This is a genomic window from Ruegeria sp. YTSC003 (assembly GCF_059609785.1).
Genome location: NZ_JBXWMK010000002.1, coordinates 459,570 through 485,986, shown reverse-complemented (window position 1 = coordinate 485,986; position 26,417 = coordinate 459,570). Strand labels below are relative to the sequence as shown.

Here is a 26,417-nt window from a genome sequence, read left to right as displayed (position 1 = left end):
CACCATGCAATTTCTTGACTGATGTCGAACCCGTGATAGCGTGAGTTTGACCAGATGGTCAAATCAAGACACCAAAAGCGAGCCAAATCGCAAGCAACAGGGAAGAACAAGATGGCAGCTCCGGCGCAAAACCTCAGGATCAATGGCGACAGACTTTGGGACAGCCTGATGGAAATGGCCAAGATCGGCCCCGGTGTTGCGGGCGGCAACAACCGCCAGACCCTGACGGATGAAGACGCAGAAGGGCGCGCTTTGTTCCAGAGTTGGTGCGAGGATGCTGGCTGCATCATGGGGTTGGACCAGATGGGCAACATGTTTGCTCGCCGTGAAGGAAGCGACCCCGAGGCGCTGCCCGTCTATGTCGGCTCGCACCTGGATACGCAGCCAACCGGTGGCAAGTATGATGGTGTTCTCGGGGTGCTTGGTGGGCTGGAGATCATTCGTACGCTCAACGATCTGGGGATCAAGACGAAGCATCCAATCATCGCGACCAATTGGACCAATGAAGAGGGCACTCGGTACGCACCGGCAATGCTGTCTTCGGGCGTGTTTGCAGGAATGCACACGCAGGACTGGGCCTATGACCGTGAAGATGCCGAGGGCAAGAAGTTCGGGGATGAATTGCAGCGTATTGGTTGGCGGGGCGACGAGGAAGTCGGTGCTCGGAAGATGCATGCCTTCTTTGAGTTGCATATCGAACAAGGCCCAATCCTTGAAGCCGAGGACAAGGATATCGGTGTTGTGACACACGGGCAGGGCCTGAGCTGGACCCAAGTCACCGTGACCGGCAAGGACGCTCATACCGGCTCGACTCCGATGCCAATGCGCAAGAACGCTGGGCTGGCGATGGCGCGCATTCTAGAGAAGGTAGACGAGATAGCGTGGTCCCACGCACCTCACGCTGTTGGCGCAGCTGGGCACATCGATGTTTATCCAAACTCTCGTAACGTGATCCCCGGCAAGGCTGTGTTCACGGTCGATTTCCGTTCGCCCGACCTGGACGTGATTACTGATATGGAAAACCGTCTGCGCGTGGCAGCTGAGGACATTGTCGATGAGATGGGCCTGCAGATCGAATTTGAAAAGGTTGGCGGGTTTGATCCGGTGAAGTTTGACGATGGCTGCGTTGCAGCGGTTCGCGATGCGGCAGAGCGGCTGGGATACTCGCATACCGATATCATCTCGGGAGCAGGGCATGATGCCTGCTGGATCAACCGCGTGGCACCGACCGCGATGGTCATGTGCCCGTGCGTTGACGGATTGAGCCACAACGAAGCCGAAGAGATCAGCAAGGAATGGGCCGCGGCAGGTGCGGATGTCTTGCTTCACGCCGTCGTCGAAACTGCAGAAATCTTTGAATAAAAGGGAATCGGCCTGACCGCCGGGTTCTCACATCAAAAACAACATGAGGCGCAAAGCGCCCGCAGGGAGAAAAACATGTCTACTGTGATCAAAAACGGGACCGTCGTTACCGCCGATCTGTCCTACAAAGCAGATGTCAAAGTCGAGGACGGTGTTATCACTGAAATCGGTCTGGGTTTGAAGGGCGACAAGGAACTGGACGCCACCGGCTGCTACGTCATGCCCGGCGGGATCGACCCGCATACACATCTTGAGATGCCCTTCATGGGCACTTATTCCAGTGACGATTTCGAAAGTGGAACGCGGGCCGCTTTGGCGGGCGGCACCACGATGGTCGTCGATTTCGCGCTGCCCAACCCGGGCGAAAGCCTGTTGGACGCGCTGAAGCGATGGGACAACAAATCCACCCGTGCAAACTGTGACTATTCCTTCCACATGGCCGTGACATGGTGGGGGGAGCAGGTGTTCGATGACATCAAGACGGTGATCGAGACGCGGGGGATCAACACGTTCAAGCACTTCATGGCCTACAAAGGCGCGCTGATGGTGAATGACGATGAGTTGTTCGCCTCGTTCAAGCGCCTGTCCGAACTGGGCGGTATTGCGATGGTGCATGCCGAGAATGGCGATGTGGTGGCTGAACTCAGTGCTAAGCTGCTGGCCGAGGGGAACAACGGCCCCGAGGCGCATGCCTATTCCCGCCCGCCGCAGGTTGAGGGCGAGGCAACCAATCGCGCCATCATGATCGCCGATATGGCAGGGGTGCCGCTTTATGTGGTGCATACGTCCTGCGAGGATGCGCATGAGGCGATCCGGCGGGCCAAATTGCAGGGCAAGCGGGTTTGGGGCGAACCTCTGATCCAACACCTGACACTGGATGAGAGCGAGTATTTCAACCAGGATTGGGATCATGCGGCACGTCGGGTTATGAGCCCTCCGTTCCGGAACAAGCAGCATCAGGACAGCTTGTGGAACGGTCTGCAATCGGGCTCGTTGAGCGTTGTGGCAACAGACCATTGTGCCTTTACCACCGAGCAGAAGCGCTATGGTGTGGGCGACTTTACCAAGATCCCGAACGGCACCGGCGGACTTGAAGATCGGATGCCTATGCTGTGGACCCATGGGGTGAACACCGGACGGTTGACGCCGAACGAGTTTGTGGCGGTGACTTCAACCAATATCGCTAAGATACTGAATTGTTATCCGAAAAAAGGCGCTGTTTTGGTTGGCGCTGATGCGGATCTGGTGGTTTGGGATCCTGAAAAGTCCAAGACGATCAGTGCGGACTCGCAGCAATCCTCGATCGATTACAACGTGTTTGAGGGCAAAGAGGTCAAAGGCCTGCCGCGCTTTACCCTTACTCGTGGGCACGTGGCCGTGCATGACGGTGAAATCCGAACGCAGGAAGGCCACGGCGATTTCGTTGCACGTGAGGCCAATACCACTGTGAATAAGGCGTTGAGCACCTGGAAAGAGCTGACCGCGCCGCGGCCGGTTGAACGGACGGGCATCCCGGCGACGGGCGTATGACGCGTGTGGGTCGCCTTTGTGGCGGCCCAAAATCAAATCTTTTCAAGGCTATGGAATGAATACTGAAAGCACTACCCAGCCCGTGATCGAGGCAAGGCAGCTGGATCTGACCTTCCAAACCAATGACGGACCGATTCACGCGTTGAAAGACGTCAACCTGACTGTCGGCAAGGGCGAATTCGTCAGTTTTATTGGCCCCTCGGGCTGCGGCAAAACTACCTTTTTGCGCTGTATCGCGGCATTGGAAACCCCAACGGGTGGAACCCTGACTGTCAATGGCATGACCCCGGACGAAGCGCGGCGGGACCGGGCTTATGGGTACGTGTTTCAGGCGGCGGGTCTGTATCCTTGGCGCACAATCGCTAAGAACATCAAGCTACCACTTGAGATTATGGGGTATTCGGCCGCTGAGCAAGATGAACGTGTGAAAAACGTTCTGGAACTAGTTGATCTTGAAGGATTTGGAGGTAAGTTTCCCTGGCAGTTGTCCGGGGGAATGCAGCAGCGGGCCAGTATCGCGCGCGCCTTGGCGTTTGACGCCGATATCCTGCTAATGGACGAACCCTTTGGGGCGCTGGATGAGATCGTGCGTGATCATCTGAATGAACAGCTTCTGGCGCTGTGGGCGCGGACGGAAAAGACCATCGGTTTCGTCACACACTCGATCCCAGAAGCGGTGTATCTAAGCACCAAGATCGTGGTGATGAGTCCGCGACCGGGGCGGATTACGGATGTGATCGACAGCCCTCTGCCGAAAGAGCGGCCGTTGGATATTCGCGACACACCTGAGTTCATAGAAGTTGCTCATCGCGTGCGCGAGGGCCTGCGGGCGGGGCATACAGATGACTAGTGCAGGGATCAGAGCTGTATGGGCTGTCCTTACTGTCGTGGGCGTTATTATCCTGTTCTGGTATGCCGCCAGCGTGCCAATGAATATCAAGGGTGTTCTGACGGAATTTGAACGCGCAGGGGAGGCGGTTGATCCGCCCAAGGCGGTTGATCGGCGCGACATGAGCGAGTTTGAGCTGGTATTCGACAATCCTTACGCCATCGATGAGACTTGGGACCAAGACCGACCACGCTTGCCCGCTCCGCATCAGGTGGCTGAAGAGTTGTGGGAAACGACAGTCGAGAAGAAAATCACCTCGAAAAGATCATTGATCTATCATGCCTGGGTGACACTCAGTGCCACTATGCTGGGCTTTGCGATTGGCACGGGGTTGGGTATTCTGCTGGCCGTGGGGATTGTGCATAGCCGCGTGATGGACCTGTCTGTCATGCCCTGGGCCATCGTCAGCCAAACCATTCCCATCATCGCTCTGGCACCGATGATCATCGTGGTGCTGTATTCGATCGGCATTCAGGGGATCATCCCCAAAGCAATTATCTCGGCCTATCTGAGCTTTTTTCCTGTCGTTGTCGGTATGGTGAAGGGGCTGCGCAGTCCCGATGCAATGCAACTTGACCTGCTGCGCACCTATAATGCCAGCCGGTCTCAGGGGTTTTGGAAACTGCGTTTGCCGGCCTCGATGCCGTATCTGTTTACCTCATTGAAGATCGGTATCGCAGCGTCGCTGGTCGGGGCCATTGTGGGTGAGTTGCCGACGGGTGCCGTCGCCGGACTAGGCGCGCGGTTGCTGGCAGGCAGCTACTACGGCCAGACGGTTCAAATCTGGTCAGCCTTGTTTGCAGCGGCCATTCTGGCGGCCTGTCTGGTCGGGTTGCTTGGGGTTCTTGAACGCTCGGTGCTAAAGCGGATGGGGATGTCGCAATGATCCTGGTTTTCTTTGCAATCTTCCTGTGGCTTTTTGGGTGGTGGTTGAACAGCCGTCTCGCCAGCGGACCTCAGGCTGACAGCCGCGCAGTTCGGTTTTTGGCCCCGATGATTTTCGGTCTGACCATCATCGCTATGTGGGAGCTGGTGGTCCGGGGGCTCGACGTTCCCTTGGTCATTCTGCCAGCGCCGTCCGTCATTGCGGTGCGATTTGCCGACAGCCTTTCGATCCTTTGGGCCGACTTTGTGCAGACCATCATCAAGGGGGCGCTCAGCGGCTATCTGATAGGCTGTGGCGCTGCATTCCTGATGGCAATCGCTGTGGATCGCTGGGAATTCCTGCGACTTGGGTTGCTGCCCGTTGGGAACTTTGTCGCAGCGCTGCCAATTGTCGGGACCGCGCCCATTCTTGTGATGTGGTTCGGATTCGACTGGCATTCCAAGGCCGCCGTCGTTGTGGTGATGGTGTTCTTTCCCATGTTGGTCAACACAGTGGCCGGGTTGCGCGAGGCCACGGCCATGCAGCGTGACCTGATGGAGACCTATGCGGCGACGTATTGGCAGAGCTTCCTCAAGCTAAGGTTACCTGCCGCGATGCCCTTTATCTTCAACGGCTTAAAGATTTCTACCACCCTGGCATTGATCGGCGCTATCGTGGCAGAGTTCTTTGGCTCGCCCACGCTAGGCATGGGCTTTCGGATATCCACCAGCGTGGGGCAATTGTCGCTGGATATGGTCTGGGCCGAGATTGTGGTGGCCGCTTTGGCCGGGACCGCATTTTATGGTCTTGTCGCAATGATCGAAAAGGCGGTGACCTTCTGGCACCCGTCGCAACGTGGATAAAACGATAATTCAACAGACCCCAAAAGGGGCACCAACAGCAACTAGGAGATATGAAGATGAATAAGCTACTCAGCGGGGCGATAGCCGCCTTTAGTCTGGCCGCCAGTTCGGCTTTCGCTGCGGATGAGGTGACATTGCAACTGAAGTGGGTCACGCAGGCTCAGTTCGCGGGCTACTATGTTGCCAAGGACAAGGGGTTCTACGAGGAAGAGGGGCTGGACGTCACTATTTTGCCTGGTGGACCAGACATTGCACCGACGCAGGTGATCGCAGGTGGCGGCGCTGACGTGACCGTCGAATGGATGCCCGCCGCGCTGGCTGCACGCGAAAAGGGTTTGCCTCTGGTCAATATCGCGCAGCCATTCAAAAGCTCGGGTATGATGCTGACTTGCTGGAAAGATGCCGGGATCGCGGCACCCGAAGACCTTAAGAACCGCACGCTGGGCGTTTGGTTCTTTGGCAACGAATTCCCGTTCATGAGCTGGATGAGCCAACTGGGCATCGACACGGGTGGCAAAAGCGAAAGCGGTGTCGAGGTTCTGAAGCAAGGCTTCAACGTCGATCCGTTGCTGCAGCGTCAGGCCGATTGCATCAGCACCATGACCTACAACGAATACTGGCAAGTCATCGATTCCGGCGTCAACCCGGATGAGCTGGTGACCTTCAAATACGAAGATCAGGGCGTCGCGACATTGGAGGACGGCCTGTATGTTCTGGAAGAGAACCTTGGGGATGCGGCGTTTGTCGACAAGATGGAACGCTTCGTTCGCGCCTCGATGAAGGGTTGGAAATACGCCGAAGAACACCCGGATGAGGCAGCCGATATCGTGCTGGAAAACGATGAGACCGGCGCCCAGACCGAAGAGCACCAGAAACGCATGATGGGCGAGATCGCGAAGCTGACCTCAGGTTCGAACGGTTCGCTGGACCCTGCCGATTTTGAGCGCACCGTTGCCACGCTGCTGGCGGGCGGTTCCGATCCTGTGATCACCAAGCAGCCAGACGGCGCTTGGACGCACCAGATCACGGATGCGGCTCTGAACTGATCCGCTTCGCACTGACTGAAAAGGCGCGGTCCCAATCGGGGCCGCGTTTCCTGTTTCTTATGTCGGAAATGTGTCTGTACTTGAGATCGAAATGGCGTAGAATTCTATGAATAACAGCGCATTTCATACGAAACTGGCGATAGTCCGAATAAAATGCAGGGATTTGCAGCGGAATTCAATACGGCGTTCACTCTGATCCTGAATGGGGATCCAGAGCTTTGGGCGATTGTGCTGCTTTCCCTGAAAGTTTCCATTTTTGCCGTCCTGATTTCTGCACTTATTGGCATGCCTGTTGGCGCTGCGCTGGCTGTTGTACGCTTTCCGGGGCGGCGGGTTTTGATCATTCTTATGAACGCGCTGATGGGGTTCCCGCCGGTTGTCGTAGGCCTGCTGGTTTATCTGATGTTGTCGCGATCCGGGCCTTTGGGCGTCCTTGAACTGCTCTACACACCGACCGCGATGATCATCGCGCAGGTTGTTTTGGTGACGCCCATCGTCGCTGCGTTGACGCGGCAGGTGGTCGAGATGCTGGCCGAGGAATACTCGGAACAGCTCCGATCCTTGGGCGTGTCGCGGCTGGCGTCTGTGCCAGTACTTCTGTGGGATGCGCGGTTGGCGCTGGTCACGGCGTTGCTGGCCGGATTTGGTCGCGCCATTGCCGAAGTTGGGGCGGTCATAATCGTTGGCGGCAACATCAACCACGTGACACGGGTGATGACGACGACCATCGCGTTGGAAACGTCCAAGGGAAATCTTGCGCTGGCCCTGGCGCTCGGCGCGATCCTGATCGGTATTGCCATAGCGGTGAACGCCATGGTCAGCACGCTCAGCCTGCGGGCTGAGAGAGAGGGGTTGCGCCATGCGTGATCTGGTCTCGGAAATGGCGCGGCGCATCACCGTTAATGGATTGCAGATTGCGCGTAATGGCACCGCATTGCTGGACGTTCCGCACCTGACATTGAGCGGGCCGGGGCCGACCTTAATCCTTGGACCGAACGGCGCGGGCAAAAGCCTGTTGCTGCGGTGCCTGCATGGGCTGATTGCGCCGGACAAAGGGTACGTGGAGCAAGATGGAGTTCCTTTGAATGCTGATCACAAGGCCCGGCAGGCGATGGTGTTTCAGCAACCCGTCTTGCTGCGCCGGTCCGTTGCAGCCAATCTGGATTTTGTCCTGAAACGGCAGGGCCTGCAGCGCGTTGCTCGCAAGACGCGTATTGCTGATTTGCTGGCCCAAGGCGGGCTGGAAGGCAAAGCCCGGCAATCGGCCAGATCGCTGTCGGGAGGTGAGGCGCAGCGGCTGGCCATCCTGCGCGCGCTGGCGCTGGACCCGGATACCTTGTTTCTAGACGAACCGACCAGCGCGCTGGACCCCAGCGCCACTCAGGTGATTGAACGCATGATCCTGCGGGCATCAGAAGGGGGGGTGCGCATTGTCATGGTGACCCATGACATCGGTCAGGCGCGCCGGCTGGCATCGGATGTCGTCATGATGCAGGGCGGTCATGTGGTTGAACATGGCGATGCGCGTCAGGTATTGGACGATCCCAAAAGTGATGCCTCGCGCAGGTATCTTGCAGGCGGATTGGTGACATAACAAAAAATCTGGAGTTTAGAATGATCCGGAATTTCATTCGGGCAGCATTGGTTTCACTTGGCTTGTTTTCAGGTCCGGCCATGGCCGAAGAACCATTTATCGTGGTGCAATCAACGACCTCGACCCAAAATTCGGGACTGTTGGATTACGTCCTTCCATGGTTCGAGGCGGAAACCGGGATCGACGTGCGCGTTGTTGCTGTGGGCACCGGGCAGGCGATCCGTAACGCAATCAATGGGGATGGTGACGTTCTGTTGGTCCATGCAAAGGCGGACGAAGAGCAGTTTGTCGAAGACGGCTGGGGCGTTGAACGATTTGACGTGATGTATAATGACTTCGTTCTTGTCGGTCCGAAATCAGACCCGGCCAAGGTGAAGGGCGGATCGGATATCGTGGCCGCTTTGACCGCGGTATCTGAGGCCGAAGTTCCCTTTGCGTCACGCGGGGACGACAGCGGAACGCATAAGGCCGAAATGCGCCACTGGAACGACGCCGAAGTAGATCCAGCTGCGGAATCGGGTACGTGGTACAGGGAAACCGGTTCAGGCATGGGCGCGACGTTGAACGTGGCCAGTGGCATGGATGCTTATACCCTGACGGATCGTGCGACGTGGGAATCCTTCGGCAACCGTGGAAACCTTGAGCTGCTGGTCGAAGGTGATCCGCGCTTGTTCAACCAATACGGCGTCATTCTGGTGAACCCTGAAAAACATGCGGGGGTACGGGCGGCGGCTGGCCAACGGTTCATCGACTGGTTGATCGGGCCGGACGGGCAGGCAGCCATCGAGGCCTTTGAGTTGAATGGTCAGCAGCTGTTTTTTCCGAACGCGAAATAAGAGATCACCCGCTGGCGCCATTATGGTGGATCGTTCCCAGACCGGACAGGTCGTAACCACCAAACTCATTGGCGCGGGTCAGGAACCGCTCGGACTGCACAAAGCTGAGCAACTTCAGCATCGGGTCATCAAAATAGGCCCGACGCCAAATCGCCAGGTCCAGGCGTTCGGTATGCGTGGGAACAAATCCCAGATCGTACAGCCCAGCCAATGCGCCTAGTCCGAACCCGACCTCGGCCTTGTTGTCATGCAGGGCAATGGCCAACTCTTCTTCTGTGCGGGCGCAGGTGGGCAGGGTTTCCAGATCGTTGCGGGTTATTTCGTGGGCCTCAAGCTGTGCGTCGAACAACCGTTGGCTGGCCGCGCTGTCCTGACGCAGGATGACACGTCGGCCTTTTAGCTGCGCAAAACCCTGAATATCCGACGTGCCCGGTGCCAGCAGCAACCCACGCTGCCGCTGCGCGATTTCGAACAGAACGACCGGGGCCTCACCCAAAGCGTCTTTCAGGGTCTGGGTGTTGAACCCGCCATCCTCATGAATGTGCAGCGCTGCCGCCTGCGCGTTGCGGTCTTTCAGACGGGTCAGCCCGTCGAACGAGCCATCATAATAGGTCGCCAGCCCCGAACCACTTTCGCGCAGCGCCCAGTCCAGCAGCGGATCGTGACTGCCAGCGACAATCGGGGGAAGGGGCGGTTCGGCCACTTCCGGGCCGGATCGCGAGGCGTTCAGCCATGCAATCACCTCGGCCCGCGGGAACAGCAGTTTGCCCATGGCACGCACGCAAGGCACCTCACCCGATGAGGCCAGGTCATAGGCCTTCCGTTCGCCAATGCGCAGCAGATCGGCCAGTTCCTTGGTGGTCAGATATTCGGACATTCAGTCGAGACGCACAGCCGAGCTGGTGCCGGCATCCGCAGCACTGAAACCGATCTGTTGCAGCGTATAAGGCGCGGCGACAGTAATCACCGCCATTACGGCGACAGCAGCTAGAAAGGCTTTCATAGGTCTCCTCCGGCTCAGTTTTCTGGCGCCGTGGCGCGGCGTAGAAAGGCGATAAGATCGTCCCTGTCCCTAGGTTCGGTGATCCGTTGCATCGGCATCTTCGACCCCGGAATGTAATGGTCCGGCCCTTCGTCAAACAGAGCGTTTATCGTTTCTTCATTCCAAATGATATCAGAGTCTTGCAGCGTGTCCGAATAAAAATATCCCGTAAGCGTGCCGGCCTTGCGCCCGAACACACCATGTAGCGTTGGACCTGCGCGGCGCTGACCATCCGGGGTCAGGCTATGGCAGATCGAACATTTGCGGGCAAACTGGCGTTCTCCGTTTTCCATTTCCTCAGGGTTTTTGAGAAAGCTGGGTTCTGTCGCGGCCATCTGTTCCTGATCGCTAAGCGCGGCTACCGGCCAGCTATACATGGCCTCGTCAATGCCGCCGGCATGCAGGTTCTGTCCATCAGGCGAAAAGGCCAGCGCCCAGACCGGACCGCGTAGGGTGGCCCTGAAGTCCTGCGCGATGCGCCATTCGACCGTGTCGATTACCATGATATAGCCTTCGCCATCTCCGACAGCCAGCATGCTGCGATCCGGGCTGAGCGCTAGGGCAAGGATCGGTCGGCGTTCCAAGGTGAAATCACGCTCATCACCGGTTGTCAGGTCAAGGATGCGGGTAACACCGTCGACTGCGCCATAAGCAATCCAGTTGTCCTGCTCGTTCAGCACCAGTTCGTTGATACCAAAGCCATGTTCCACGAACCGATTGGTTTCCTGCCCGCTGGCGACGTCCCATATGCGCAATGACCCGTCGATGCCTGCGGAATAGAGCTGGGAACCATCGGTCGAGAATTCGACGGCGTTTATGCCACTGCCAGTGGGACCCAGGATCGACGATGCCGAACCGTCAACCGGCCATAGGCCGATTGTTCCGTCCCAACTGGCCGTTGCAACGTGAGTTTTGGATGCGGCCACGCCCACGATCTTGCCTTTGTGCTGACCTACAACCTGACCTCCGGGCCACCGGCGAAGAGTGAAGTCATCTCCTGCCGAATAGATCGCGGTGCCGTTGAAAACGACGGAATTGACAGCCGCTTCGTGGCCTTCCAGCCATTTTGGGGACTGATCCGTCCACACACCGACCGAATTGTCAAAACTGGCGGTAGCAATCCGGCCGTCTGGTGCTGTGGCGATCCCCATGATGGGTCCGCCGTGACCCTTGAGCGTAAAGAACTCGGCCATTGCGGGCAGGGGCATCAACGCCAGAGCCAGAACCAACTTGCGCATTTATTCTGCGGGCGAGGCCGCCCCTTCGCTGGCCTCTTTTGCCTGCACCTCTTCCAGCCACAACGAGTGATGCTCGCGCGCCCATTGCTCTTCCACCTCTCCGGTTCCCATAGCGTCAAACGCGCCCTCCATACCGACTGATCCCAAATAGATGTGGGCCAGTATGATCGCGATGAACGCATAGGCGACCATGACATGCCAGATCTGGGCGTATTGCATCTCTTCCTGCGGGGACATCTGCACGGGCAGGTTCAGCCCAAGCATCTGCGGAATACCGGTCGAATTCGCGATCGAGAAAGTCTTGGCAAACAGTGGCATTTCAAATGGGAACAGCAACGACAGACCGGACAGGCTGATCGAGACGCCCAGCAGAATGCAAAGCCAGAATATGATCTTTTGCCCGGCGTTAAATTTTTTGGCGGGTGGGTGGCTGCCTTTGGTGAATAACCCCCCACCGGCAGCGAGCCATTTCAGGTCGGTGCGGTTCGGGATGTTGTGAGAAATCCAGTTCACGGTCACGATAATCAGCCCCAGCATAAAGGCCCAAGCCAGGTTGTTGTGCAGCCATTTGCAGCCTTGAGCGATCGTCGCAAACCCCTCTTTGCCGAAAACGGGGATCAGGAAATCACGGCCATACAAGGTCAGCAGGCCGGTAATGCCCAGGATCAGGAAGGACCCGGCAAACAGCCAATGCCCAAACCGCTCAATCCCGTTGAAACGCAGAATCTTCCGCCCGGTCTTTTCACCATCAATCCTGATCTTTCCGCGGATCAGGAAAAACAGCAGCAACAGTACAAGCATACCGCCGATGATGTAAGATCCGTATTCACGCAAAGGGCCGGTGCGGAAGTTCAGCCACCACATGCCGCCGTCCTGGATCAGTACAGTCGCGGCCGGTCCATGAGATGACACGGTCACATCCGCCAAACCGTAGCGAAGTGCGCGATAGACATCGCTGTCCGAGGTCACACCGCGCGTTCCAAGCTGTCCAAGCAAGCCTTCGGCATTGCCTTGGCCGGTGTTTTCGGACCGATAGCTGTTGTCGACCTTTTCACCACGCTGACGGGCCATGATATCTTGCAGAGTGGTTGCACCGCCTGTGGCGCTGCGGTCAGATTCTGCAGGAACTTCAGTGTTTTCCTGTGCCCAGGCAAAACTGGCAAGGAAAAGTGGTATCAGCAGCATTTGGATCAGGCGCATCTATCGAATCTCCTGTGTCGTACGGGGTTATCGGTCAAAGCCGCCGACTTGTTCGTGAAAAACTGCTCCTACGGGTGTCAGGGTATCGCGCAGGTCATCTTTTGCTGGTCCGTAAACCTCTAACGTGGTGGGGGTGAGAATTGCCAGAAAACGGTCGGCAAAATTCGCTCCGAAGTTCTGCATATGGATCATTGCGTCATCTGAACTGGCGTAGCGTTCATAGATGTGAACAGTCGACCCTGTACGATGCCACTCATAAGATTTCGCACCACTTTCGTTCAGTGTCGCATCCACCATTTCCGCCATCAGCGCATCAAATGCAGCATCCTGATCGGCCTGCAACTCAAGTTTCAGCAGCCAGTAAATATCTTCGGTCATGAAATGCTCCGCGCAGATTGGACATGCAACCTAAGCTCGACCAAATCCCTTTGGTCGCGCTGTGACGGTCCCGTGGATGAACACGGGACCGTCTTTTCTTGTCAGACGGATTTATCCGTCTTTCTGATCGTAGGCTGTGCCCCAACCCCATGCGCCCGAGCCAAACCCGCGCGCCACGACGCGCTCACGGTAGATGGCGGACACAACATCACCGTCGCCGGCGAGCAGGGCCTTTGTGGAACACATCTCGGCGCAGATGGGCAGTTTGCCCTCGGCGATCCGGTTGCGACCATATTTTGCGAACTCTGCGGTCGAGTTGTTTTCTTCGGGACCACCGGCGCAGAAGGTACATTTGTCCATCTTGCCACGTGATCCGAAGTTGCCCGCCTGCGGGTATTGCGGCGCACCGAAGGGGCACGCATAGAAGCAATAGCCACAGCCAATGCACAGGTCCTTGGAGTGCAGGACGACGCCTTCCTCGTTCTGATAGAAGCAGTCGACCGGGCACACCGCCATGCAAGGCGCATCCGAACAATGCATACAGGCCACCGAGATCGAGCGTTCGCCCGGGTTGCCATCATTGATCGTCACCACCCTGCGGCGGTTGATGCCCCACGGCACCTCGTGCTCGTTCTTACACGCGGTTACGCAGGCGTTGCACTCGATGCAGCGTTCAGCGTCGCAGAGAAACTTTGCTCTAGCCATTATCGTTCTCCTTACGCTGCCGAGATCTTGCAGAGAGTACACTTGGTCTCTTGCATCTGGGTCACTGAATCATAGCCATAAGTCTGGGCGGTGTTGGAACTTTCACCCAAGACATAGGGGTCGGCACCAGCAGGGTATTTATTCCGCTGGTCTTCACCCTGAAAATGGCCACCAAAGTGGAACGGCATGAAGGCCACGCCGGCACCGACCCTGTTGGTCAGCATCGCCATCACCTTGACCTTGCCGCCCTCGGGACCTTCGACCCAGACCTGTGCCCCGTCACGAATGCCCAGATTGTTGGCATCGCGCGGATTGATCTCGACGAACATGTCCTGTTGCAGCTCGGCCAGCCACGGGTTTGACCGTGACTCATCACCGCCGCCCTCATACTCGACCAGACGACCAGACGTCAGGATTATCGGATAATCCTTTGAAAAGTCGTTCTTTTGGATCGATGCATAAAGCGTGGGTAGGCGATAGGCCTGACGGTCCTCGTAGGTCGGATAGTCCTCTACCAGATCGCGACGTGGCGTATAAAGCGGCTCACGATGGATTGGGATCGGATCCGGGAAGGTCCAGACAACCGCGCGGGCTTTGGCGTTCCCGAAGGGCGCACAGCCATGCTCGATCGCAACCCGCTGGATGCCGCCGGACAGGTCGGTCTTCCAGTTGGTTTCTGGTCCCGCAACGGCGTCTATGGCCGCGCGTTCTTCGGCGGTTAGATCGCCATCCCAGCCAAGGTCCATCAGCATCTGCATCGTAAATTCAGGGTATCCGTCCTGAATTTCCGACCCGACACTATAAACCCCTTCGGCCAGCAGGTTGTCACCATCGCGTTCCACGCCGAAACGGGCGCGGAAGGTCAGGCCGCCTTCGGCCACCGGTTTGGACATGTCATAGAGGTTTGGTGTCCCCGTATGACCCATCTCAGCCGTTCCCCAGCAAGGCCAGGGTAGACCGTAATACTCGCCGTCGTTGGGTCCACCAATGGCCTGCAGCGTGGTTCTGTCGAACGTGTGCTGGTTGGCCATGTGACTTTTCAGACGTTCCGGTGACTGACCGGTGTAACCGATGGTCCAGAGGCCCGAGTTGAACTCACGTGTGATGCTTTCAACATTCGGTGTTTCCGGGTCGTCCATTTCGATGTTTCGGAACAGACGGTCCGCCCAGCCGAACTTGTTGGCGAACTTGGCCATGATGACCTCGTCTGGCAGACTTTCGAACAGCGGTTCCACCACCTTGTCACGCCACTGCAGCGAGCGGTTCGATGCCGTGACCGAGCCGCGGGTTTCGAATTGCGTACAGGCGGGCAACAGGTAGACACCATCGGTACGGTCATGCAAAACGGCGGAAACTGTAGGATACGGGTCGATCACGACCAGCATGTCCAGCTTCTCCATCGCCGTCTTCATTTCCGTCATCCGGGTCTGCGAGTTGGGCGCGTGGCCCCACAGCACCATGGCGCGGACATTGTTGTCCTGATCCATGTTTGCCGGGTCTTCCAGAACACCGTCGATCCAGCGGGAAACAGGGATGCCGCGTTCGTTCTGAAGCGGTTTGTCCTTGCCTTCCTTGTCCTTGATCGTGGCGAACTGGCCCGCCAGCCATTCGGGCTCTTCACCCCAGACACGTGCCCAGTGACCCCATGCACCTTTTGACAGGCCATAATAGCCGGGCAGGGTGTGGGACAGAACACCAAGGTCCGTTGCGCCCTGAACATTGTCATGGCCGCGGAAGATGTTGGTGCCACCACCCGAGGTGCCCATGTTGCCAAGCGCAAGCTGCAACACGCAGTAGGCGCGGGTGTTGTTATTACCATTGGTGTGCTGCGTACCACCCATACACCAGATCACCGTACCAGGACGGTTGTTGGCCATGGTGCGCGCAACACGCTTCAGCTGCGAACCGGGGGTGCCGGTGACGCGCTCGACCTCTTCCGGGTTCCACTTGGCAACCTCTTCACGGATCTGATCCATGCCCCAGACACGGGTGCGGATGAATTCTTTGTCCTCCCATCCATTGTCGAAGATGTGCCACAGAATACCCCAGACCAAAGCAACGTCTGTACCGGGGCGGAAGCGGACATATTCATCCGCATGCGCCGCGGTGCGCGTAAAGCGCGGGTCGCAGACGATCAGCGGCGCGTTGTTCTGCTCTTTCGCGCGCAGAACGTGCAGCAGCGAGACAGGGTGCGCCTCGGCCGGGTTGCCGCCGATGATGAAGATGGCCCGAGAGTTATGGATGTCATTGTACGAATTGGTCATGGCGCCATAGCCCCATGTGTTCGCGACACCTGCAACCGTGGTTGAGTGGCAAATACGGGCCTGATGGTCCACGTTGTTCGTGCCCCAATAGGCGGCGAATTTGCGGAACAGATAGGCCTGTTCGTTGTTATGCTTCGCAGAACCCAGCCAATAGACGCTGTCTGGACCGGATTCCTCGCGGATGCTCATCATGCCGTCGCCGATCTCGTTGATCGCCTCTTCCCAGCTGATGCGCTTCCACTCGCCGCCTTCCTTCTTCATCGGATACTTGAGGCGACGCTCGCCATGGGCGTGCTCGCGAACTGCGGCCCCCTTGGCGCAATGTCCACCCAGATTGAACGGGCTATCCCAACCGGGCTCTTGCCCGATCCAGACGCCGTTCTGCACTTCGGCGACGACGGTACAGCCGACCGAGCAGTGGGTGCATATGGACTTGATGTTTTCGACGGCCTGATTGGCCGCTGTCTGGGCACTGGCTGGCGTCACGGTTCCACCCGTGGCGCTGATCGCGGCAAGGCCGCCGATCGTCAGGCCCGAGCCACGCAGGAATGCGCGGCGATCGACGGTTTTCTCGCCGACCTGGGACAGGATACTTGTCCGCTGGGAGCGTCTCGCAACCCCGTTGGTCTTTTTCCTAAGCATTTCTTTCCTCCCTTGCGCGCCGTGTGAGCCACGGCTGGCTTGGTACTGCTGGTGCCGACGTCAGGGCCAATCGCAACCGTCAGTCGGGTGTGACCTCGTCCGGGTTAGAACCGGGCGCTGTCGTCGCGCTAGAAGCGTGCGCTTTTCAAGTATGCGCGCGTGTGCGCGGTGTCCTGAATGCGGTTCTCGTCCGTAGGCAGCTCGGCTGCCTCGGCTTTTCCGCTCAGGCTGGCGGCAGCAACGGCAGCGGGTGCTGCGGTTCCAGCCAATTTGAGGAAGTCGCGGCGCGTTGCGCCTTCTTCCTTGGTCTTGCTCATGGGTTTCTCCTCTCCCATTTGCGAGTTAGCACCCCTTGGGGCGCCGGCGAGTGACAGCGGTTCACGCTGCCGTCATTCGGAAGGCTTCGCGCTCGATCTCCATGAAGACCCGACCGGCTGTGCCGATCGAGGCATAGAGAACCGAGTTTTCGGCGCCTTCCAAATCCGAATAGAAATGCATGGCCCAAGGGCCGACATGTTTGTTCCAGAATGCCCTCTGGTCCTCCAAAGATGCAGCTGCGCCGAAGCGACCAACGATCATGCCCGCCATCATCTCCATCAATGAAGCGATGTTGTCTTCCGGTTCAAAAACATTCCGGGCTCGGGTAATGCCGCGCATCGCCATGTCGTTGCGCAGTTGCGCCAGAGGTTTCTCATTCAGGAATCCAGTGAGGTAGAAACTGGCGTAAGGTAGCAGCTCGCCGCGTCCCAACCCGATGAACAGCGCGTTGAATTCGCGTTCCGCAGCGGCGGGCTTGGTCACTTTGGCGACGCGGGCCATGGCCTGAATGGCCTGTCCAAGATCGGTTTCATCGCCAGTCAGACCGGAAACTTGATCCAGCAGCATCTGATCAGGCGGCGCAGACAGAAGCAGCCCCAGAAAGTTGTAGAAATCCGCGCGCATACGATCCTCTGTCGTGACATTCATCTGTTGCGCTTCACTTGCGGTCATCAGGTTATCCTTCGAATTCAAATTTCATGCGGCGTGGGGCAGGGGTGATTTCTGCATCCTCCGACGCGTCCGATGTTATTTCAGCCTTAACTATCACAACGGGCTCTGGCGCGGGTTCTGAGGGTGCCACGGGTTCTTCCTGCGGTTCATCCAATTCAAATGCCTCGTCCGCTTCGATGTCTTCGGCCTCAGCCGCCAGCGCCTCGACATGTGCAAGCATACCTTTGCCAACCTGATATGCGGTCTGAATGTTTTCGATCACGCAGGCGGCGTCGGTATAATCCTCGCCGTAGTCCACAAGGCCATCGACATTGGCCAGAACCGGGTTTAGTCGCCACAGCCGTCGCAAGGCACGACGGCGCAGACGGTCAGGCACCGCCTTGGCCATAAAGCCCGAGACATCATCGCCCGCCTGCAATTCGTCAGGGTCGGGCAGATTAAACTCGGCCAGTATCTCGGCATCGGATTTGTGTTGCAGTTCGGCGTGTTGGGCGGCAATGGCCTGTTCTTCAACCGCGATGACCTCGGCCTCGGCTTCCGCCTGTACTGCCGCTTTGCGGCGGGACCAGAAATCGCGAGCTTGGGTCACTGCACGATCCTCCGCGGGGCGCGGTACACGTCTGACTCTTGCCGGATGCGTGCATCGCCCTTGCCGTCCTCGACCAAATCGATCCGCTTTTTGTCCCGGCGGCGTTTCACGAAGACTTCGTCGCTATGATGCTCCAAAGCGAAGTCGCGCACCCAGGCGATCAACCCATCGGTCATCGGAATTTTCTCAACGATCTCTTCACCGGTATCGGCATAGTCCTGACCTTCGAAGGGCGACGCCGTTACCAGCACCGCATCCATCGGCCTTTCGCCATCCAGCGCATCACGAAGGACAAGGTAGATCGACGGCTGGCCGTCCGACAGGTTCACCATATAGGCTTCGGTCTCGTCCGCCCAAAGCGTTAGAGGCAGGGTCGCTGCGTGGTACTCGATGGCCTCGCCTTCGCGCCGCATTTCGTGCCAGTCCGCAGGCCCGGCACCGGGCAGCACGGCGATAGCGCGCCAGTTCCATTTCGCCCAGCGGGTTACACCGGGTGTTTTGCGCACGACGACGCCGATTGGCATTTCAACCTGGCTTGCGGCCTTGGCCACTGGCTCCTCCCCGGAAGGCTCTCCCATGCCTTCCCTGGGGTCCACTATGGTACACAAAGCGCTCAGGTGCCAAGCCCGCGTCGTACGACCTTAGTCGTAATGGCTGGTAGCAAAATAGTGATCCTCGCAAGCGGACACCTTTGTTTATTGTAAAGAATGGGGTTTCCGCGGCCAAATGGCCTGCTGTCCCAAAGGGTTTACATTCCAGCAACGGGGATACAGCCTGCGATGCAAAGAGGTGGAGAAGTATCCGGGGGAGGATCATGGGCACCAAATTACTGTTATGCGATTGCGCCGGGTCTCAACCTCTGAATTCCGACAAGATCGGTTCGGCCTGCGAGATGGAATGTTCCAAGGTTTTCACAGCGCTTTGCACGCGAGAGTTGGAAGCGGCGGCCGCGGAGATACAACAGGGGGACACCATCATTGCCTGCGGACAAGAGCAGGAAGTGTTTCAGGCCCTGGCCGAAGAACTGAATGTGGACGCCCCGGGCTTTGTTGATCTTCGTGACAGGGCCGGGTGGTCTGATGAGGGCGCGGATGCGGCCCCCAAGATGGCTGCCCTGGCCGCCGAAGCCTTGTTGCCGCAGCCGGTGACGCCCAGCGTAGACGTCTATAGCGAAGGCACATGCCTGATCATCGGTCCCGGCGACGTTGCATTTGCTCTTGCTGAAAAACTGGCCGTTACACTGGCGGTTACGGTGCTTGTTACAGATGAGGCTGCGCCCTTTTCGCGCGCGTTCGACGTGGTGCGTGGGCGCATCAAATCGCTGAACGGTGCATTGGGTGGGTTTACCCTGCAGCTTGACGCGTTTCAGCAGCTTGAGCCCGGCGGTCGCGGAGCTTTTATGTGGACAGAGGCACGTGACAGGGCACAATCGGGCTGTGACATCGTTCTGGACCTGACCGGCGACACACCCTTGGTTCAGGCACCGGGCAAGCGCGAAGGCTATCTGCGGGCTGATCCCAAAGATCCATTGTCCGTCGAACGGTTGGCGTTTGAGGCGGTTCAATTGGTCGGCACGTTCGAAAAGCCGCTTTACGTGCGGATGGAAGAAACGCTGTGTGCCCATTCACGGGCCGAACAGGTCGCTTGCACGAACTGTCTGGACATCTGCCCGACCGGTGCGATCAAACCTGCCGGTGAGCATGTGGAAATCGACCCCATGATCTGCGCCGGGTGCGGTGAATGCGCGGCGGTTTGTCCGTCAACTGCGATCACCTACGAAGATCCGCCGGTTTCGGCGTTGCTGTCGCGGATGCACATCCTGGCGCGCACCTACCGCCGTGCTGGTGGAGCCGCGTCACGCTTGTTGGTGCATAATGCCCACGGGGCCGAAATGATCCGATTGGCCGCCCGTTTTGGACGTGGCTTGCCTGCCGATGTGGTCCCACTGGAACTGAGTGTGATTTCAGGCTTTGGCCATGCCGAGATGCTGGCTGCTTTGGCGCATGGTTTCGCGCGAGTGGACGTCTTGCTATCCCCAACGACCGAGCGCGATGCGTTGGACAGTGAACTGGCCTTGGCACAGGCAATAGCGGGGGCGAATGCCCTGGGGTTGTTGGATGAGGCCGACCCGGATGCGCTGTCTGATGTCCTTTATGCGCAAGATGTCCCTCAGCCTTTGGCCGACCCGGTATTGCCATTGGGTAACCGCCGCCAGATCGCCCGTTTGGCTGCGCAGGCACTGAACCCCAAAGCTGAAAAGCCGCTGGCCTTGCCGGAAAACGCGCCCTATGGGGCGATCGCTGTCAACACGGATGCCTGTACTTTGTGCCTCAGCTGTGTGTCGCTGTGCCCGTCGGGTGCTTTGATCGATAACCTGGACAAGCCGCAATTGAACTTCCAGCAAGACGCCTGTTTGCAATGTGGGTTGTGCAAAGGCATCTGCCCGGAGGATGCGATTGCTCTTGTCCCGCAGCTTGACCTGAGCGATGCAGCCCTGTCCCAGCAGGTGCTGAATGAAGAGGAGCCGTTTGCTTGTGTAGAATGCGGGGCATTGTTCGGAGTTAAGTCCACCGTGGAACGGATCATGGAAAAGCTTGCGGGTACACATCCGATGTTTGCCACCTCGGACAAGGCGCGGATGATCCAGATGTGTGACAATTGCCGCGTGAACGCTCAGTTCCAGCAACAGGACAACCCGTTCCAGTCTAACCCGAAACCTCGTGTCGTCACGACCGAGGATTATTTCTTAAAACGAAAGGATCACTGAAGCTTTAACGGTGCACCCAAGTCCGCTGCGGTAATAACCGAGACAAAGGCAAGGATGGCTTCCAGATCGTCCAACGTCATTTCGACAGGATATATGGGCGATGGACGCTGTGGATCAAACGGAGGTGTCAGCCCGTCAATCTGTGTGAACGAGGGGTGCGGGTTGAGGGCGAAGAACGCCTCGAACCGTTCTGACCAGTCCGGCATGGCGCGCAGCACCGCGAAAGAGGGGGTCGAACCCAGACCATTCATCCGGTTCTTGGGCCCGATCACATGGCACCGGCCGCAATGGGTCATCGACAGTTCCTCGCCGCGCAGCGTATCGCCGTCGATCACTGTTTCGGTTTCCACGGCTGCAATGTCGAAGCTGGCCGAGAAGGGCGCGCCTTGCTCTGGCGCATAGCTTTCAACCGTCCGTTTTCCGATATCGGACAGCAGCCAGTCGCGGAATCGCTCATGTTTGACGTCCTCTTCGATCCGAAGGTGATAGATCACACCGTCGCGCGCAAACACAGGATCACCCGGAGGCGCGGTTTCCAGCACCAAAACGCCGGCATCATCTGCAATAACCCGGATCCCGGTCTTGAGAGAAAAGCGAGGAAGGATATGTTGCAGCAGACCTGAGTCAGCAACCTCGTCCGGCGCGGCAAGACCAATCGCCTCTTGCGACCAAGAGGGGGTGGCAGAGAGCGTCAGGCTCAGGCACAAGAGGACAAAGCGCATGCCTCAGCCTAACGGCACGGCACCAAATGCGTCAAATGAACTGAATGAGACGGAGACACGTGCAATGAACGGCAACCACAGCTTGTCGATACGCAGAGCCCTGACCACCGGGTTCCAAAAGGAGAATGACGCATGAGTGTTCGTGACGCAGTTCTTGCAAACCTGAGAAAGATCACCGATCCGGTTTCTGGACAGGACATCGTCAGCGCCGGTGTCGTCCGCGCGCTGAACGTTGAAGGGGATACAGTGCGCTTTGTGCTGGAGATCGACCCCAAGCAGGCTGAGCGTATGGAGCCCGTCCGCGCCGCTGCCGAACAGGCCGCGAAACTGGTCGATGGTGTTTCGACAGTTTCCGCGATGCTGACCGCACATTCCGAAAAAGCACCGCCGGATCTGAAGCCCAAGCCGAAACCTTCGCAGACCGGACCGCAGGCCGTGCCGGGTGTGGACAGAATTATTGCTGTGGCTTCGGGTAAGGGTGGCGTTGGCAAGTCCACCGTTTCCGCCAACCTCGCTTGTGCATTGGCAGCCGAAGGGCGACGCGTGGGTCTGCTGGATGCGGATGTTTATGGCCCGTCGCAGCCCCGGATGCTGGGTGTTTCTGGCCGCCCGGCCAGCCCTGACGGCAAAACGATCCTGCCATTGCGCAACCACGGCGTCACCATGATGTCGATGGGTCTGATGACCAATGAAGGTCAGGCCGTTGTCTGGCGTGGCCCGATGCTGATGGGCGCGCTGCAACAGATGATGGGTCAGGTGCAATGGGGCGCTCTGGATGTGCTGATCGTCGACTTGCCGCCCGGCACCGGTGACGTGCAGTTGACGTTGAGCCAGAAGTTCAACGTGGACGGCGCCATTGTTGTTTCGACCCCACAGGACGTGGCCCTGATCGATGCCCGCAAGGGGATCGACATGTTCAACCAGCTCAAGACGCCCATCCTTGGGATGATTGAGAATATGTCGACGCATATCTGCTCGAACTGCGGCCATGAAGAGCACGTGTTCGGCCATGGCGGCGTAAAGTCCGAGGCAGAGGCGCTGAGCGTTCCCTTGCTGGGTGAAATCCCGCTGCATCTGGATATCCGCGTTGCCGCTGATGGCGGTGCACCGATCGTGGTCAGCAAGCCCGACAGTCCGCAAGCCGAAGCGTTCCGCCAAATTGCGCGCGGCATGATTGCCAAGGGCAACGCATGAGCGAGCCGGTCTTTCCCCCATTGCTGACGGGCCACCCGGTGCAGGGTGGGGAAGACCCGTTCGAGCGCGCGCAGGCCATGGCCGCGCTGGGCTGTGATGCCGGTACCGTGGTCTATAACATTCAGGCCGATCGTCTGCGTGTGGCCATCGTTTTTGCCCCCGAGGTTGTCTTGAGCGAAGCGATGGCAATGCTGCCCCTCTGTGCCGTAGGGTTTCAGAACGCGCTGGGCGCGCTGGCCCCGCCTGAGGTCGCGGTTCATCTGGGCTGGGACGGGTTGATCTGTGTAAACGGGGCGAAATGCGGGATGTTCCGCGTGGCAGCTTCGGATACAGATCCAGAAGCGGAACCGGATTGGCTGATCGTCGGATGGGATTTGACGCTGCTGCAAACCAGTCAGGCACCGGGCGAAAACCCTGATATCACCGCCCTTTACGACGAAGGATGCGCGGATGTCGCAGCGACGCAGCTTGTCGAAAGCTGGTCGCGGCACATGATGACATGGCTGAACCGCTGGCAAGAGGACGGCAACGCGCCTGTGCACGGAGAATGGATAGGCCTGCTGCGCGGTGTCGGAGAGCCCATTGGTGAAACGGGTGTGTTTCTTGGAACGGATGAACGGTTCGGCATGCTGATCCGGCAAGGTTCAGATACACAGCTTCGCCCGCTGACGGAATTGTTGGAGAACGGATGATGAAACTAGCGCGCGCAATCCATTTCGACGAAAGCGACATGAATGTGTTCCACTCCCCGGCGCGAACCGGGGAATGGTGCATTTCGGGCGGATTCGAGTTCTCAAATTGGGGCGAAGGCGATCTTGAAGGCAAGGCGCGTCAGGCTTTTGCGAATGGTTGGTTGGGTGTGGAAACCTTTGGGCGGGTGACATTCGTCGCGGTCACGCAGGTGGAACAGGCCGAGCTGGATCAGATCGCGCAGAGCCTTGCTGAACACTTTGTACAGCTTTACGGGGCACCGTCGGTCGAGGCCGCCATGGACGTCGCCCGGGTCGAGATCGCCCACATGTCCGAGCTGTGTGATGAGCATAACCCAAACACGCTGCTGACCGTCTCGCGTGAGCTTTCAGACGCCGGAGTGCGTGAGGCTTTCCGTGTGATCACGCCGCAAGAGACTCAGCTAGAGGCTCTGGCCGTACATGGGTCGTTGGACGAATAACCGTCAGATTAGATCCGCAAAGCCGCCAAATTGACCGCGCTTAAAGATCAAACCTTTGCCGGTGCGGTACATGACCTTTTGAACCTCGCCAACAATGATCAGGTGATCCCCCGCATCGTGTTGTGCGTGCACCTGACAATCGAACCGGGCCAGACAACCGGATAATTGCGGTCGGCGCGCAGTGTCGTGGGCCCATTCCGCGTGCGAAAAATCCTTGCCGTCGCGGGCAAAGCGCAGGGCCTGTTCTTGCTGATCCTGCCCCATCACGTGGATTGAATAGTGTCGGCTGGCGTTGAAATCGTCGAACCGGTTGGAGTCTTTGGCCAAGCACCACAAGACGAGGGGCGGGTCTAGCGATACCGACGCGAATGAGTTGACCGTGATGGCCCGAGGGCCCTGATCGGTGTTCGTGGTGATCACCGTCACACCGGTTCCGAAACACCCCAACGCTTCACGGAAAGCGGTGCTTCGATCCGGAGTTGGAGTGAATTGTTTTTCCGTCATTGCGCGCTCATCCCGTGGCCGTGCCTCAGGTGCCACGACGCGCGGGGTTTGTCCATGAAAAGCTGCGTCCGGTATGCGTGTTTTCCGAACTAGTTCAGGTCTTCCAACAGACGACCATGTTGGCGCGTTGCCTCAACGACCAGGCCAAAGGTTGTCATGCCGCGCGCCTGCAGCATCGGTAGCATTTTGACCAGCGCTTGGGCGGTAGCAACCGCATCACCCAAAGCGGTATGGCGCAGTTGTTCGGGGATGGTGATGTCCAACCGTTCGCACAGGGCGTCCAGCGTGTGTTTATCACTTGCCCCGAACAGCACGGCGGACAACAGAACTGTATCCAGAATGGGGTGATCCCAATCGACATCCATGCGTTTGGCATGCCGCCGTAGAAACGCCATGTCGAATGGCGCGTTATGGGCCACGATCACTGCATCGCGGGCAAACTGATGCAGCACCCGCCCGGCCTCGGCAATGCCCGCCGCACCCTGAACCATATGATCACTGATCTTGTGCACCTTGGTCGAGGCCGGCGGGATCGGGATGCCGGGATCAACCAGCATGTCCAGTTGTTCTCCTTCCACGATCCGCCCGTTGACAACCCGCACGGCCCCGATCTGAACAATTTCGTCCTTGTGGGGCAGTAGTCCAGTGGTTTCGGTGTCAAACACGACAAAGCACAAGTCCCGCAGGGCAAGGTTGTCGATGGCCTCGTCCGTGGACGTGTTCAGCAAGTCGAAGTCATAGACCAAGGGTCGCGCAGCCTCGGGCTCGATGTTTGCAGCACTGTCCTCAAAAACCAGCATATACCCGGGTGCGTTGCCCAAGGGTTTCATGCGCGCCCTGTAACTCTGGGCACCATCAACACTGGTCAGTGTACAGGCGACCTCTAGCCCGGTCTTCACCAACTTGGCATGAGCTTCTTCCAACGGATCAGACTTCAGATATTCCAGCAACGAAGCATTCAGCCGGGGATGCGCAATCTGTGCAAGCACCTCTGCAGCCTGACCATCATACAAAACGATCTTGTGGGTAGGGCCGGCCAACAGCATCGCAACTGGGATTTCGGTCAGAAGGGCCGTCAGACGTTGTTTCTCTGCCGCCAGGTGCGCGGTTTCCTCGGCCACGGCCTGCGCCACGTCCAGTGTTTTGCCGGACAGCTGGTCCGCTAGCCCGGCCGCGGCTGGTGCCAGATCACCCAGATACCGCGCAGCCTGCGCGTCCAATTCCGTGCTGACCCCGGCATGCGCGCGCGCCCTGAGTTGGGCGGATATCCGTTCGATTGGCTTTGCAACATTGTCGTCGAACAATAACCAAACCGCCGCAGTCAAAGCCAGAAAGCCAAAACCCATCAGGATTTCGGCAAAGATGAACGCGTCGACCAAGTCAGGATCAGCAACGCGCCGATAGCTGATCCACAGTGCCAGAGAGCTGACGGTCAGAGCGCCAATGGCCAGCAGGCAGAAGAACAGGAAAATGCGCAGACGCAGGCTTAACCGGTTCAGCATGTCACACTCCGCAGGTTGCCTCGACAATTGGGTCACTGGAGGTGACGTCGATCCAGTCGGCGTTCAGCAGCCGCCCGTCATCCGCGAATTCTGCCCCATCCGCAAGATTGGCGCGGCTGAACTCTTTGCAATTGACCGCTACAGGTAGTTTTGAGACCGGGGCCCAGCGACCAAAGAGATACAGTTCCACCAACCGTTGTTCGGGAACCTGTTCATTGGTGCGCACGGAACCGGCATCAATGGCGGCAAAGCGGTCCACGAAAGGCACGGCATAGGTCCAGGGGCGATAGAAGGCGCGGCTTTCGACCTCTTGAATGACGGTCATACCTTCGGGAAGGGTATCGCGGGTGCGGTCGTACCAGGAATACTCGCTGGTGATCGTCATACCGATCATACCGAGACCTGCGGCAACGGGTGTCATCCAGCGGGGCAGGCGGCCACCCGTCAATTTGTTTAGAACCATTACGATGCCGGCAAAAGCAAAGCCTGCAAAAATAGTGCCGATCAGTTCCAGAAACATGTAT

Annotated in this window: 28 protein-coding genes; 13 read left to right on the top strand and 15 right to left on the bottom strand. The window is 58.2% G+C overall.

The window, feature by feature from the left end; translation table 11 throughout:
* The first annotated feature begins 111 nt into the window (after nt 1-111).
* The 9 genes from AC2FFH_RS06125 to AC2FFH_RS06085 all read left to right on the top strand — a co-directional run bounded on the left by AC2FFH_RS06125 (nt 112) and on the right by AC2FFH_RS06085 (nt 8,985).
* Nucleotides 112-1,362 carry a Zn-dependent hydrolase gene (locus AC2FFH_RS06125; RefSeq protein WP_496843975.1) on the top strand — a complete coding sequence of 417 codons (1,251 nt, stop codon included), beginning with the start codon at nt 112-114 and terminating at the stop codon, nt 1,360-1,362.
* A 75-nt stretch (nt 1,363-1,437) separates the two neighbouring features.
* Nucleotides 1,438-2,892: a dihydropyrimidinase gene (gene hydA / locus AC2FFH_RS06120; RefSeq protein WP_496722325.1), complete on the top strand. Its 1,455-nt coding sequence runs from the start codon at nt 1,438-1,440 to the stop codon at nt 2,890-2,892.
* Between the two features lie 55 nt (nt 2,893-2,947).
* Nucleotides 2,948-3,742 carry an ABC transporter ATP-binding protein gene (locus tag AC2FFH_RS06115; protein ID WP_496843974.1) on the top strand — a complete coding sequence of 265 codons (795 nt, stop codon included), beginning with the start codon at nt 2,948-2,950 and terminating at the stop codon, nt 3,740-3,742.
* Nucleotides 3,735-4,667, top strand: coding sequence for an ABC transporter permease (locus AC2FFH_RS06110; RefSeq protein ID WP_496766705.1), 933 nt, complete (start codon nt 3,735-3,737; stop codon nt 4,665-4,667). Before AC2FFH_RS06115 ends, AC2FFH_RS06110 begins: the two co-directional genes overlap by 8 nt.
* Complete coding sequence (locus AC2FFH_RS06105) at nt 4,664-5,509, top strand: ABC transporter permease (protein WP_496766702.1); 846 nt, start codon at nt 4,664-4,666, stop codon at nt 5,507-5,509. The genes AC2FFH_RS06110 and AC2FFH_RS06105 overlap by 4 nt, the downstream gene beginning before the upstream one ends.
* A gap of 56 nt (nt 5,510-5,565) precedes the next feature.
* The gene (locus AC2FFH_RS06100; RefSeq protein WP_058274243.1) at nt 5,566-6,555 is read left to right on the top strand and encodes an ABC transporter substrate-binding protein; all 990 of its coding nucleotides are present in this window, start codon (nt 5,566-5,568) and stop codon (nt 6,553-6,555) included.
* 153 nt (nt 6,556-6,708) lie between these two features.
* Nucleotides 6,709-7,422, top strand: a complete 714-nt coding sequence (locus AC2FFH_RS06095; protein WP_496766699.1) for an ABC transporter permease — start codon at nt 6,709-6,711, stop codon at nt 7,420-7,422.
* On the top strand, nt 7,415-8,149 hold the full coding sequence (locus AC2FFH_RS06090; protein ID WP_496766697.1) for an ATP-binding cassette domain-containing protein: 735 nt from the start codon (nt 7,415-7,417) through the stop codon (nt 8,147-8,149). Before AC2FFH_RS06095 ends, AC2FFH_RS06090 begins: the two co-directional genes overlap by 8 nt.
* Before the next feature lie 20 nt (nt 8,150-8,169).
* Nucleotides 8,170-8,985: an ABC transporter substrate-binding protein gene (locus AC2FFH_RS06085; protein WP_496766695.1), complete on the top strand. Its 816-nt coding sequence runs from the start codon at nt 8,170-8,172 to the stop codon at nt 8,983-8,985.
* Between the two features lie 4 nt (nt 8,986-8,989).
* On the opposite strand, the gene AC2FFH_RS06080 is transcribed toward AC2FFH_RS06085, so the two are convergent.
* The 11 genes from AC2FFH_RS06080 to AC2FFH_RS06030 form a co-directional block, all read right to left on the bottom strand.
* Nucleotides 8,990-9,862, bottom strand: coding sequence for a substrate-binding domain-containing protein (locus AC2FFH_RS06080; protein WP_496766693.1), 873 nt, complete (start codon nt 9,860-9,862; stop codon nt 8,990-8,992).
* Nucleotides 9,863-9,988 carry a hypothetical protein gene (locus AC2FFH_RS06075; protein ID WP_496722340.1) on the bottom strand — a complete coding sequence of 42 codons (126 nt, stop codon included), beginning with the start codon at nt 9,986-9,988 and terminating at the stop codon, nt 9,863-9,865.
* A gap of 14 nt (nt 9,989-10,002) precedes the next feature.
* Nucleotides 10,003-11,265, bottom strand: a complete 1,263-nt coding sequence (locus AC2FFH_RS06070; RefSeq protein WP_496843973.1) for a c-type cytochrome — start codon at nt 11,263-11,265, stop codon at nt 10,003-10,005.
* Nucleotides 11,266-12,465, bottom strand: a complete 1,200-nt coding sequence (locus tag AC2FFH_RS06065; protein ID WP_496766688.1) for a formate dehydrogenase subunit gamma — start codon at nt 12,463-12,465, stop codon at nt 11,266-11,268. It lies immediately after the preceding gene.
* A 27-nt stretch (nt 12,466-12,492) separates the two neighbouring features.
* Nucleotides 12,493-12,843 (bottom strand): putative quinol monooxygenase, encoded by a 351-nt coding sequence (locus AC2FFH_RS06060; RefSeq protein WP_496733019.1) that lies wholly within the window; start codon nt 12,841-12,843, stop codon nt 12,493-12,495.
* A 111-nt stretch (nt 12,844-12,954) separates the two neighbouring features.
* Nucleotides 12,955-13,548 (bottom strand): formate dehydrogenase FDH3 subunit beta, encoded by a 594-nt coding sequence (gene fdh3B / locus AC2FFH_RS06055; RefSeq protein WP_058273836.1) that lies wholly within the window; start codon nt 13,546-13,548, stop codon nt 12,955-12,957.
* Nucleotides 13,549-13,559: 11 nt separating this feature from the next.
* Entirely contained in the window at nt 13,560-16,454 is a 2,895-nt protein-coding gene (locus AC2FFH_RS06050) for a formate dehydrogenase subunit alpha (RefSeq protein WP_496843972.1), read from the bottom strand.
* A gap of 128 nt (nt 16,455-16,582) precedes the next feature.
* Nucleotides 16,583-16,771, bottom strand: a complete 189-nt coding sequence (locus AC2FFH_RS06045; RefSeq protein ID WP_058273834.1) for a ubiquinol-cytochrome c reductase iron-sulfur subunit N-terminal domain-containing protein — start codon at nt 16,769-16,771, stop codon at nt 16,583-16,585.
* A 61-nt stretch (nt 16,772-16,832) separates the two neighbouring features.
* Complete coding sequence (locus AC2FFH_RS06040) at nt 16,833-17,444, bottom strand: TorD/DmsD family molecular chaperone (RefSeq protein WP_496766684.1); 612 nt, start codon at nt 17,442-17,444, stop codon at nt 16,833-16,835.
* A gap of 4 nt (nt 17,445-17,448) precedes the next feature.
* On the bottom strand, nt 17,449-18,033 hold the full coding sequence (locus AC2FFH_RS06035) for a DUF3306 domain-containing protein (RefSeq protein WP_496843971.1): 585 nt from the start codon (nt 18,031-18,033) through the stop codon (nt 17,449-17,451).
* A complete protein-coding gene (locus tag AC2FFH_RS06030) occupies nt 18,030-18,584 on the bottom strand; it encodes a DUF3305 domain-containing protein (protein ID WP_496843969.1) in 555 nt (184 codons plus the stop codon). The genes AC2FFH_RS06035 and AC2FFH_RS06030 overlap by 4 nt, the downstream gene beginning before the upstream one ends.
* Before the next feature lie 263 nt (nt 18,585-18,847).
* Between AC2FFH_RS06030 and AC2FFH_RS06025 the strand changes: the two genes are divergently transcribed.
* Nucleotides 18,848-20,800: a 4Fe-4S binding protein gene (locus tag AC2FFH_RS06025; protein WP_496843968.1), complete on the top strand. Its 1,953-nt coding sequence runs from the start codon at nt 18,848-18,850 to the stop codon at nt 20,798-20,800.
* On the opposite strand, the gene AC2FFH_RS06020 is transcribed toward AC2FFH_RS06025, so the two are convergent.
* The gene (locus tag AC2FFH_RS06020) at nt 20,794-21,522 is read right to left on the bottom strand and encodes a c-type cytochrome (protein ID WP_496766677.1); all 729 of its coding nucleotides are present in this window, start codon (nt 21,520-21,522) and stop codon (nt 20,794-20,796) included. The two genes, AC2FFH_RS06025 and AC2FFH_RS06020, sit on opposite strands and share 7 nt — an antisense overlap.
* A 132-nt stretch (nt 21,523-21,654) precedes the next feature.
* On the opposite strand from AC2FFH_RS06020, the gene AC2FFH_RS06015 reads away from it, so the two are divergent.
* The 3 genes from AC2FFH_RS06015 to AC2FFH_RS06005 are packed head-to-tail and all read left to right on the top strand — an operon-like array spanning nt 21,655 to nt 23,887.
* A complete protein-coding gene (locus AC2FFH_RS06015) occupies nt 21,655-22,716 on the top strand; it encodes an Mrp/NBP35 family ATP-binding protein (RefSeq protein ID WP_496766675.1) in 1,062 nt (353 codons plus the stop codon).
* Nucleotides 22,713-23,408, top strand: coding sequence for a biotin/lipoate--protein ligase family protein (locus AC2FFH_RS06010; RefSeq protein WP_496766673.1), 696 nt, complete (start codon nt 22,713-22,715; stop codon nt 23,406-23,408). Before AC2FFH_RS06015 ends, AC2FFH_RS06010 begins: the two co-directional genes overlap by 4 nt.
* Nucleotides 23,408-23,887, top strand: coding sequence for a DUF6505 family protein (locus AC2FFH_RS06005; protein ID WP_496766671.1), 480 nt, complete (start codon nt 23,408-23,410; stop codon nt 23,885-23,887). Before AC2FFH_RS06010 ends, AC2FFH_RS06005 begins: the two co-directional genes overlap by 1 nt.
* Before the next feature lie 3 nt (nt 23,888-23,890).
* On the opposite strand, the gene AC2FFH_RS06000 is transcribed toward AC2FFH_RS06005, so the two are convergent.
* From AC2FFH_RS06000 to AC2FFH_RS05990, 3 genes are all read right to left on the bottom strand, one after another.
* The gene (locus AC2FFH_RS06000; protein ID WP_496766669.1) at nt 23,891-24,391 is read right to left on the bottom strand and encodes a flavin reductase family protein; all 501 of its coding nucleotides are present in this window, start codon (nt 24,389-24,391) and stop codon (nt 23,891-23,893) included.
* An 89-nt stretch (nt 24,392-24,480) separates the two neighbouring features.
* The gene (locus AC2FFH_RS05995) at nt 24,481-25,893 is read right to left on the bottom strand and encodes a 3'-5' exonuclease (protein ID WP_496843966.1); all 1,413 of its coding nucleotides are present in this window, start codon (nt 25,891-25,893) and stop codon (nt 24,481-24,483) included.
* Between the two features lies 1 nt (nt 25,894).
* A complete protein-coding gene (locus AC2FFH_RS05990) occupies nt 25,895-26,413 on the bottom strand; it encodes a hypothetical protein (RefSeq protein WP_496766664.1) in 519 nt (172 codons plus the stop codon).
* Nucleotides 26,414-26,417: the final 4 nt, after the last annotated feature.

Excerpts from the sequence above, each read along its gene's own strand:
- AC2FFH_RS06125 (WP_496843975.1), top strand. The coding sequence starts at position 112 with ATGGCAGCTCCGGCGCAAAACCTCAGGATCAATGGCGACAGACTTTGG.
- hydA (WP_496722325.1), top strand. The coding sequence starts at position 1,438 with ATGTCTACTGTGATCAAAAACGGGACCGTCGTTACCGCCGATCTGTCC.
- AC2FFH_RS06115 (WP_496843974.1), top strand. The coding sequence starts at position 2,948 with ATGAATACTGAAAGCACTACCCAGCCCGTGATCGAGGCAAGGCAGCTG.
- AC2FFH_RS06110 (WP_496766705.1), top strand. The coding sequence starts at position 3,735 with ATGACTAGTGCAGGGATCAGAGCTGTATGGGCTGTCCTTACTGTCGTG.
- AC2FFH_RS06105 (WP_496766702.1), top strand. The coding sequence starts at position 4,664 with ATGATCCTGGTTTTCTTTGCAATCTTCCTGTGGCTTTTTGGGTGGTGG.
- AC2FFH_RS06100 (WP_058274243.1), top strand. The coding sequence starts at position 5,566 with ATGAATAAGCTACTCAGCGGGGCGATAGCCGCCTTTAGTCTGGCCGCC.
- AC2FFH_RS06095 (WP_496766699.1), top strand. The coding sequence starts at position 6,709 with ATGCAGGGATTTGCAGCGGAATTCAATACGGCGTTCACTCTGATCCTG.
- AC2FFH_RS06090 (WP_496766697.1), top strand. The coding sequence starts at position 7,415 with ATGCGTGATCTGGTCTCGGAAATGGCGCGGCGCATCACCGTTAATGGA.
- AC2FFH_RS06085 (WP_496766695.1), top strand. The coding sequence starts at position 8,170 with ATGATCCGGAATTTCATTCGGGCAGCATTGGTTTCACTTGGCTTGTTT.
- AC2FFH_RS06080 (WP_496766693.1), bottom strand. The coding sequence starts at position 9,862 with ATGTCCGAATATCTGACCACCAAGGAACTGGCCGATCTGCTGCGCATT.
- AC2FFH_RS06075 (WP_496722340.1), bottom strand. The coding sequence starts at position 9,988 with ATGAAAGCCTTTCTAGCTGCTGTCGCCGTAATGGCGGTGATTACTGTC.
- AC2FFH_RS06070 (WP_496843973.1), bottom strand. The coding sequence starts at position 11,265 with ATGCGCAAGTTGGTTCTGGCTCTGGCGTTGATGCCCCTGCCCGCAATG.
- AC2FFH_RS06065 (WP_496766688.1), bottom strand. The coding sequence starts at position 12,465 with ATGCGCCTGATCCAAATGCTGCTGATACCACTTTTCCTTGCCAGTTTT.
- AC2FFH_RS06060 (WP_496733019.1), bottom strand. The coding sequence starts at position 12,843 with ATGACCGAAGATATTTACTGGCTGCTGAAACTTGAGTTGCAGGCCGAT.
- fdh3B (WP_058273836.1), bottom strand. The coding sequence starts at position 13,548 with ATGGCTAGAGCAAAGTTTCTCTGCGACGCTGAACGCTGCATCGAGTGC.
- AC2FFH_RS06050 (WP_496843972.1), bottom strand. The coding sequence starts at position 16,454 with ATGCTTAGGAAAAAGACCAACGGGGTTGCGAGACGCTCCCAGCGGACA.
- AC2FFH_RS06045 (WP_058273834.1), bottom strand. The coding sequence starts at position 16,771 with ATGAGCAAGACCAAGGAAGAAGGCGCAACGCGCCGCGACTTCCTCAAA.
- AC2FFH_RS06040 (WP_496766684.1), bottom strand. The coding sequence starts at position 17,444 with ATGACCGCAAGTGAAGCGCAACAGATGAATGTCACGACAGAGGATCGT.
- AC2FFH_RS06025 (WP_496843968.1), top strand. The coding sequence starts at position 18,848 with ATGGGCACCAAATTACTGTTATGCGATTGCGCCGGGTCTCAACCTCTG.
- AC2FFH_RS06020 (WP_496766677.1), bottom strand. The coding sequence starts at position 21,522 with ATGCGCTTTGTCCTCTTGTGCCTGAGCCTGACGCTCTCTGCCACCCCC.
- AC2FFH_RS06015 (WP_496766675.1), top strand. The coding sequence starts at position 21,655 with ATGAGTGTTCGTGACGCAGTTCTTGCAAACCTGAGAAAGATCACCGAT.
- AC2FFH_RS06010 (WP_496766673.1), top strand. The coding sequence starts at position 22,713 with ATGAGCGAGCCGGTCTTTCCCCCATTGCTGACGGGCCACCCGGTGCAG.
- AC2FFH_RS06005 (WP_496766671.1), top strand. The coding sequence starts at position 23,408 with ATGAAACTAGCGCGCGCAATCCATTTCGACGAAAGCGACATGAATGTG.
- AC2FFH_RS06000 (WP_496766669.1), bottom strand. The coding sequence starts at position 24,391 with ATGACGGAAAAACAATTCACTCCAACTCCGGATCGAAGCACCGCTTTC.
- AC2FFH_RS05995 (WP_496843966.1), bottom strand. The coding sequence starts at position 25,893 with ATGCTGAACCGGTTAAGCCTGCGTCTGCGCATTTTCCTGTTCTTCTGC.
- AC2FFH_RS05990 (WP_496766664.1), bottom strand. The coding sequence starts at position 26,413 with ATGTTTCTGGAACTGATCGGCACTATTTTTGCAGGCTTTGCTTTTGCC.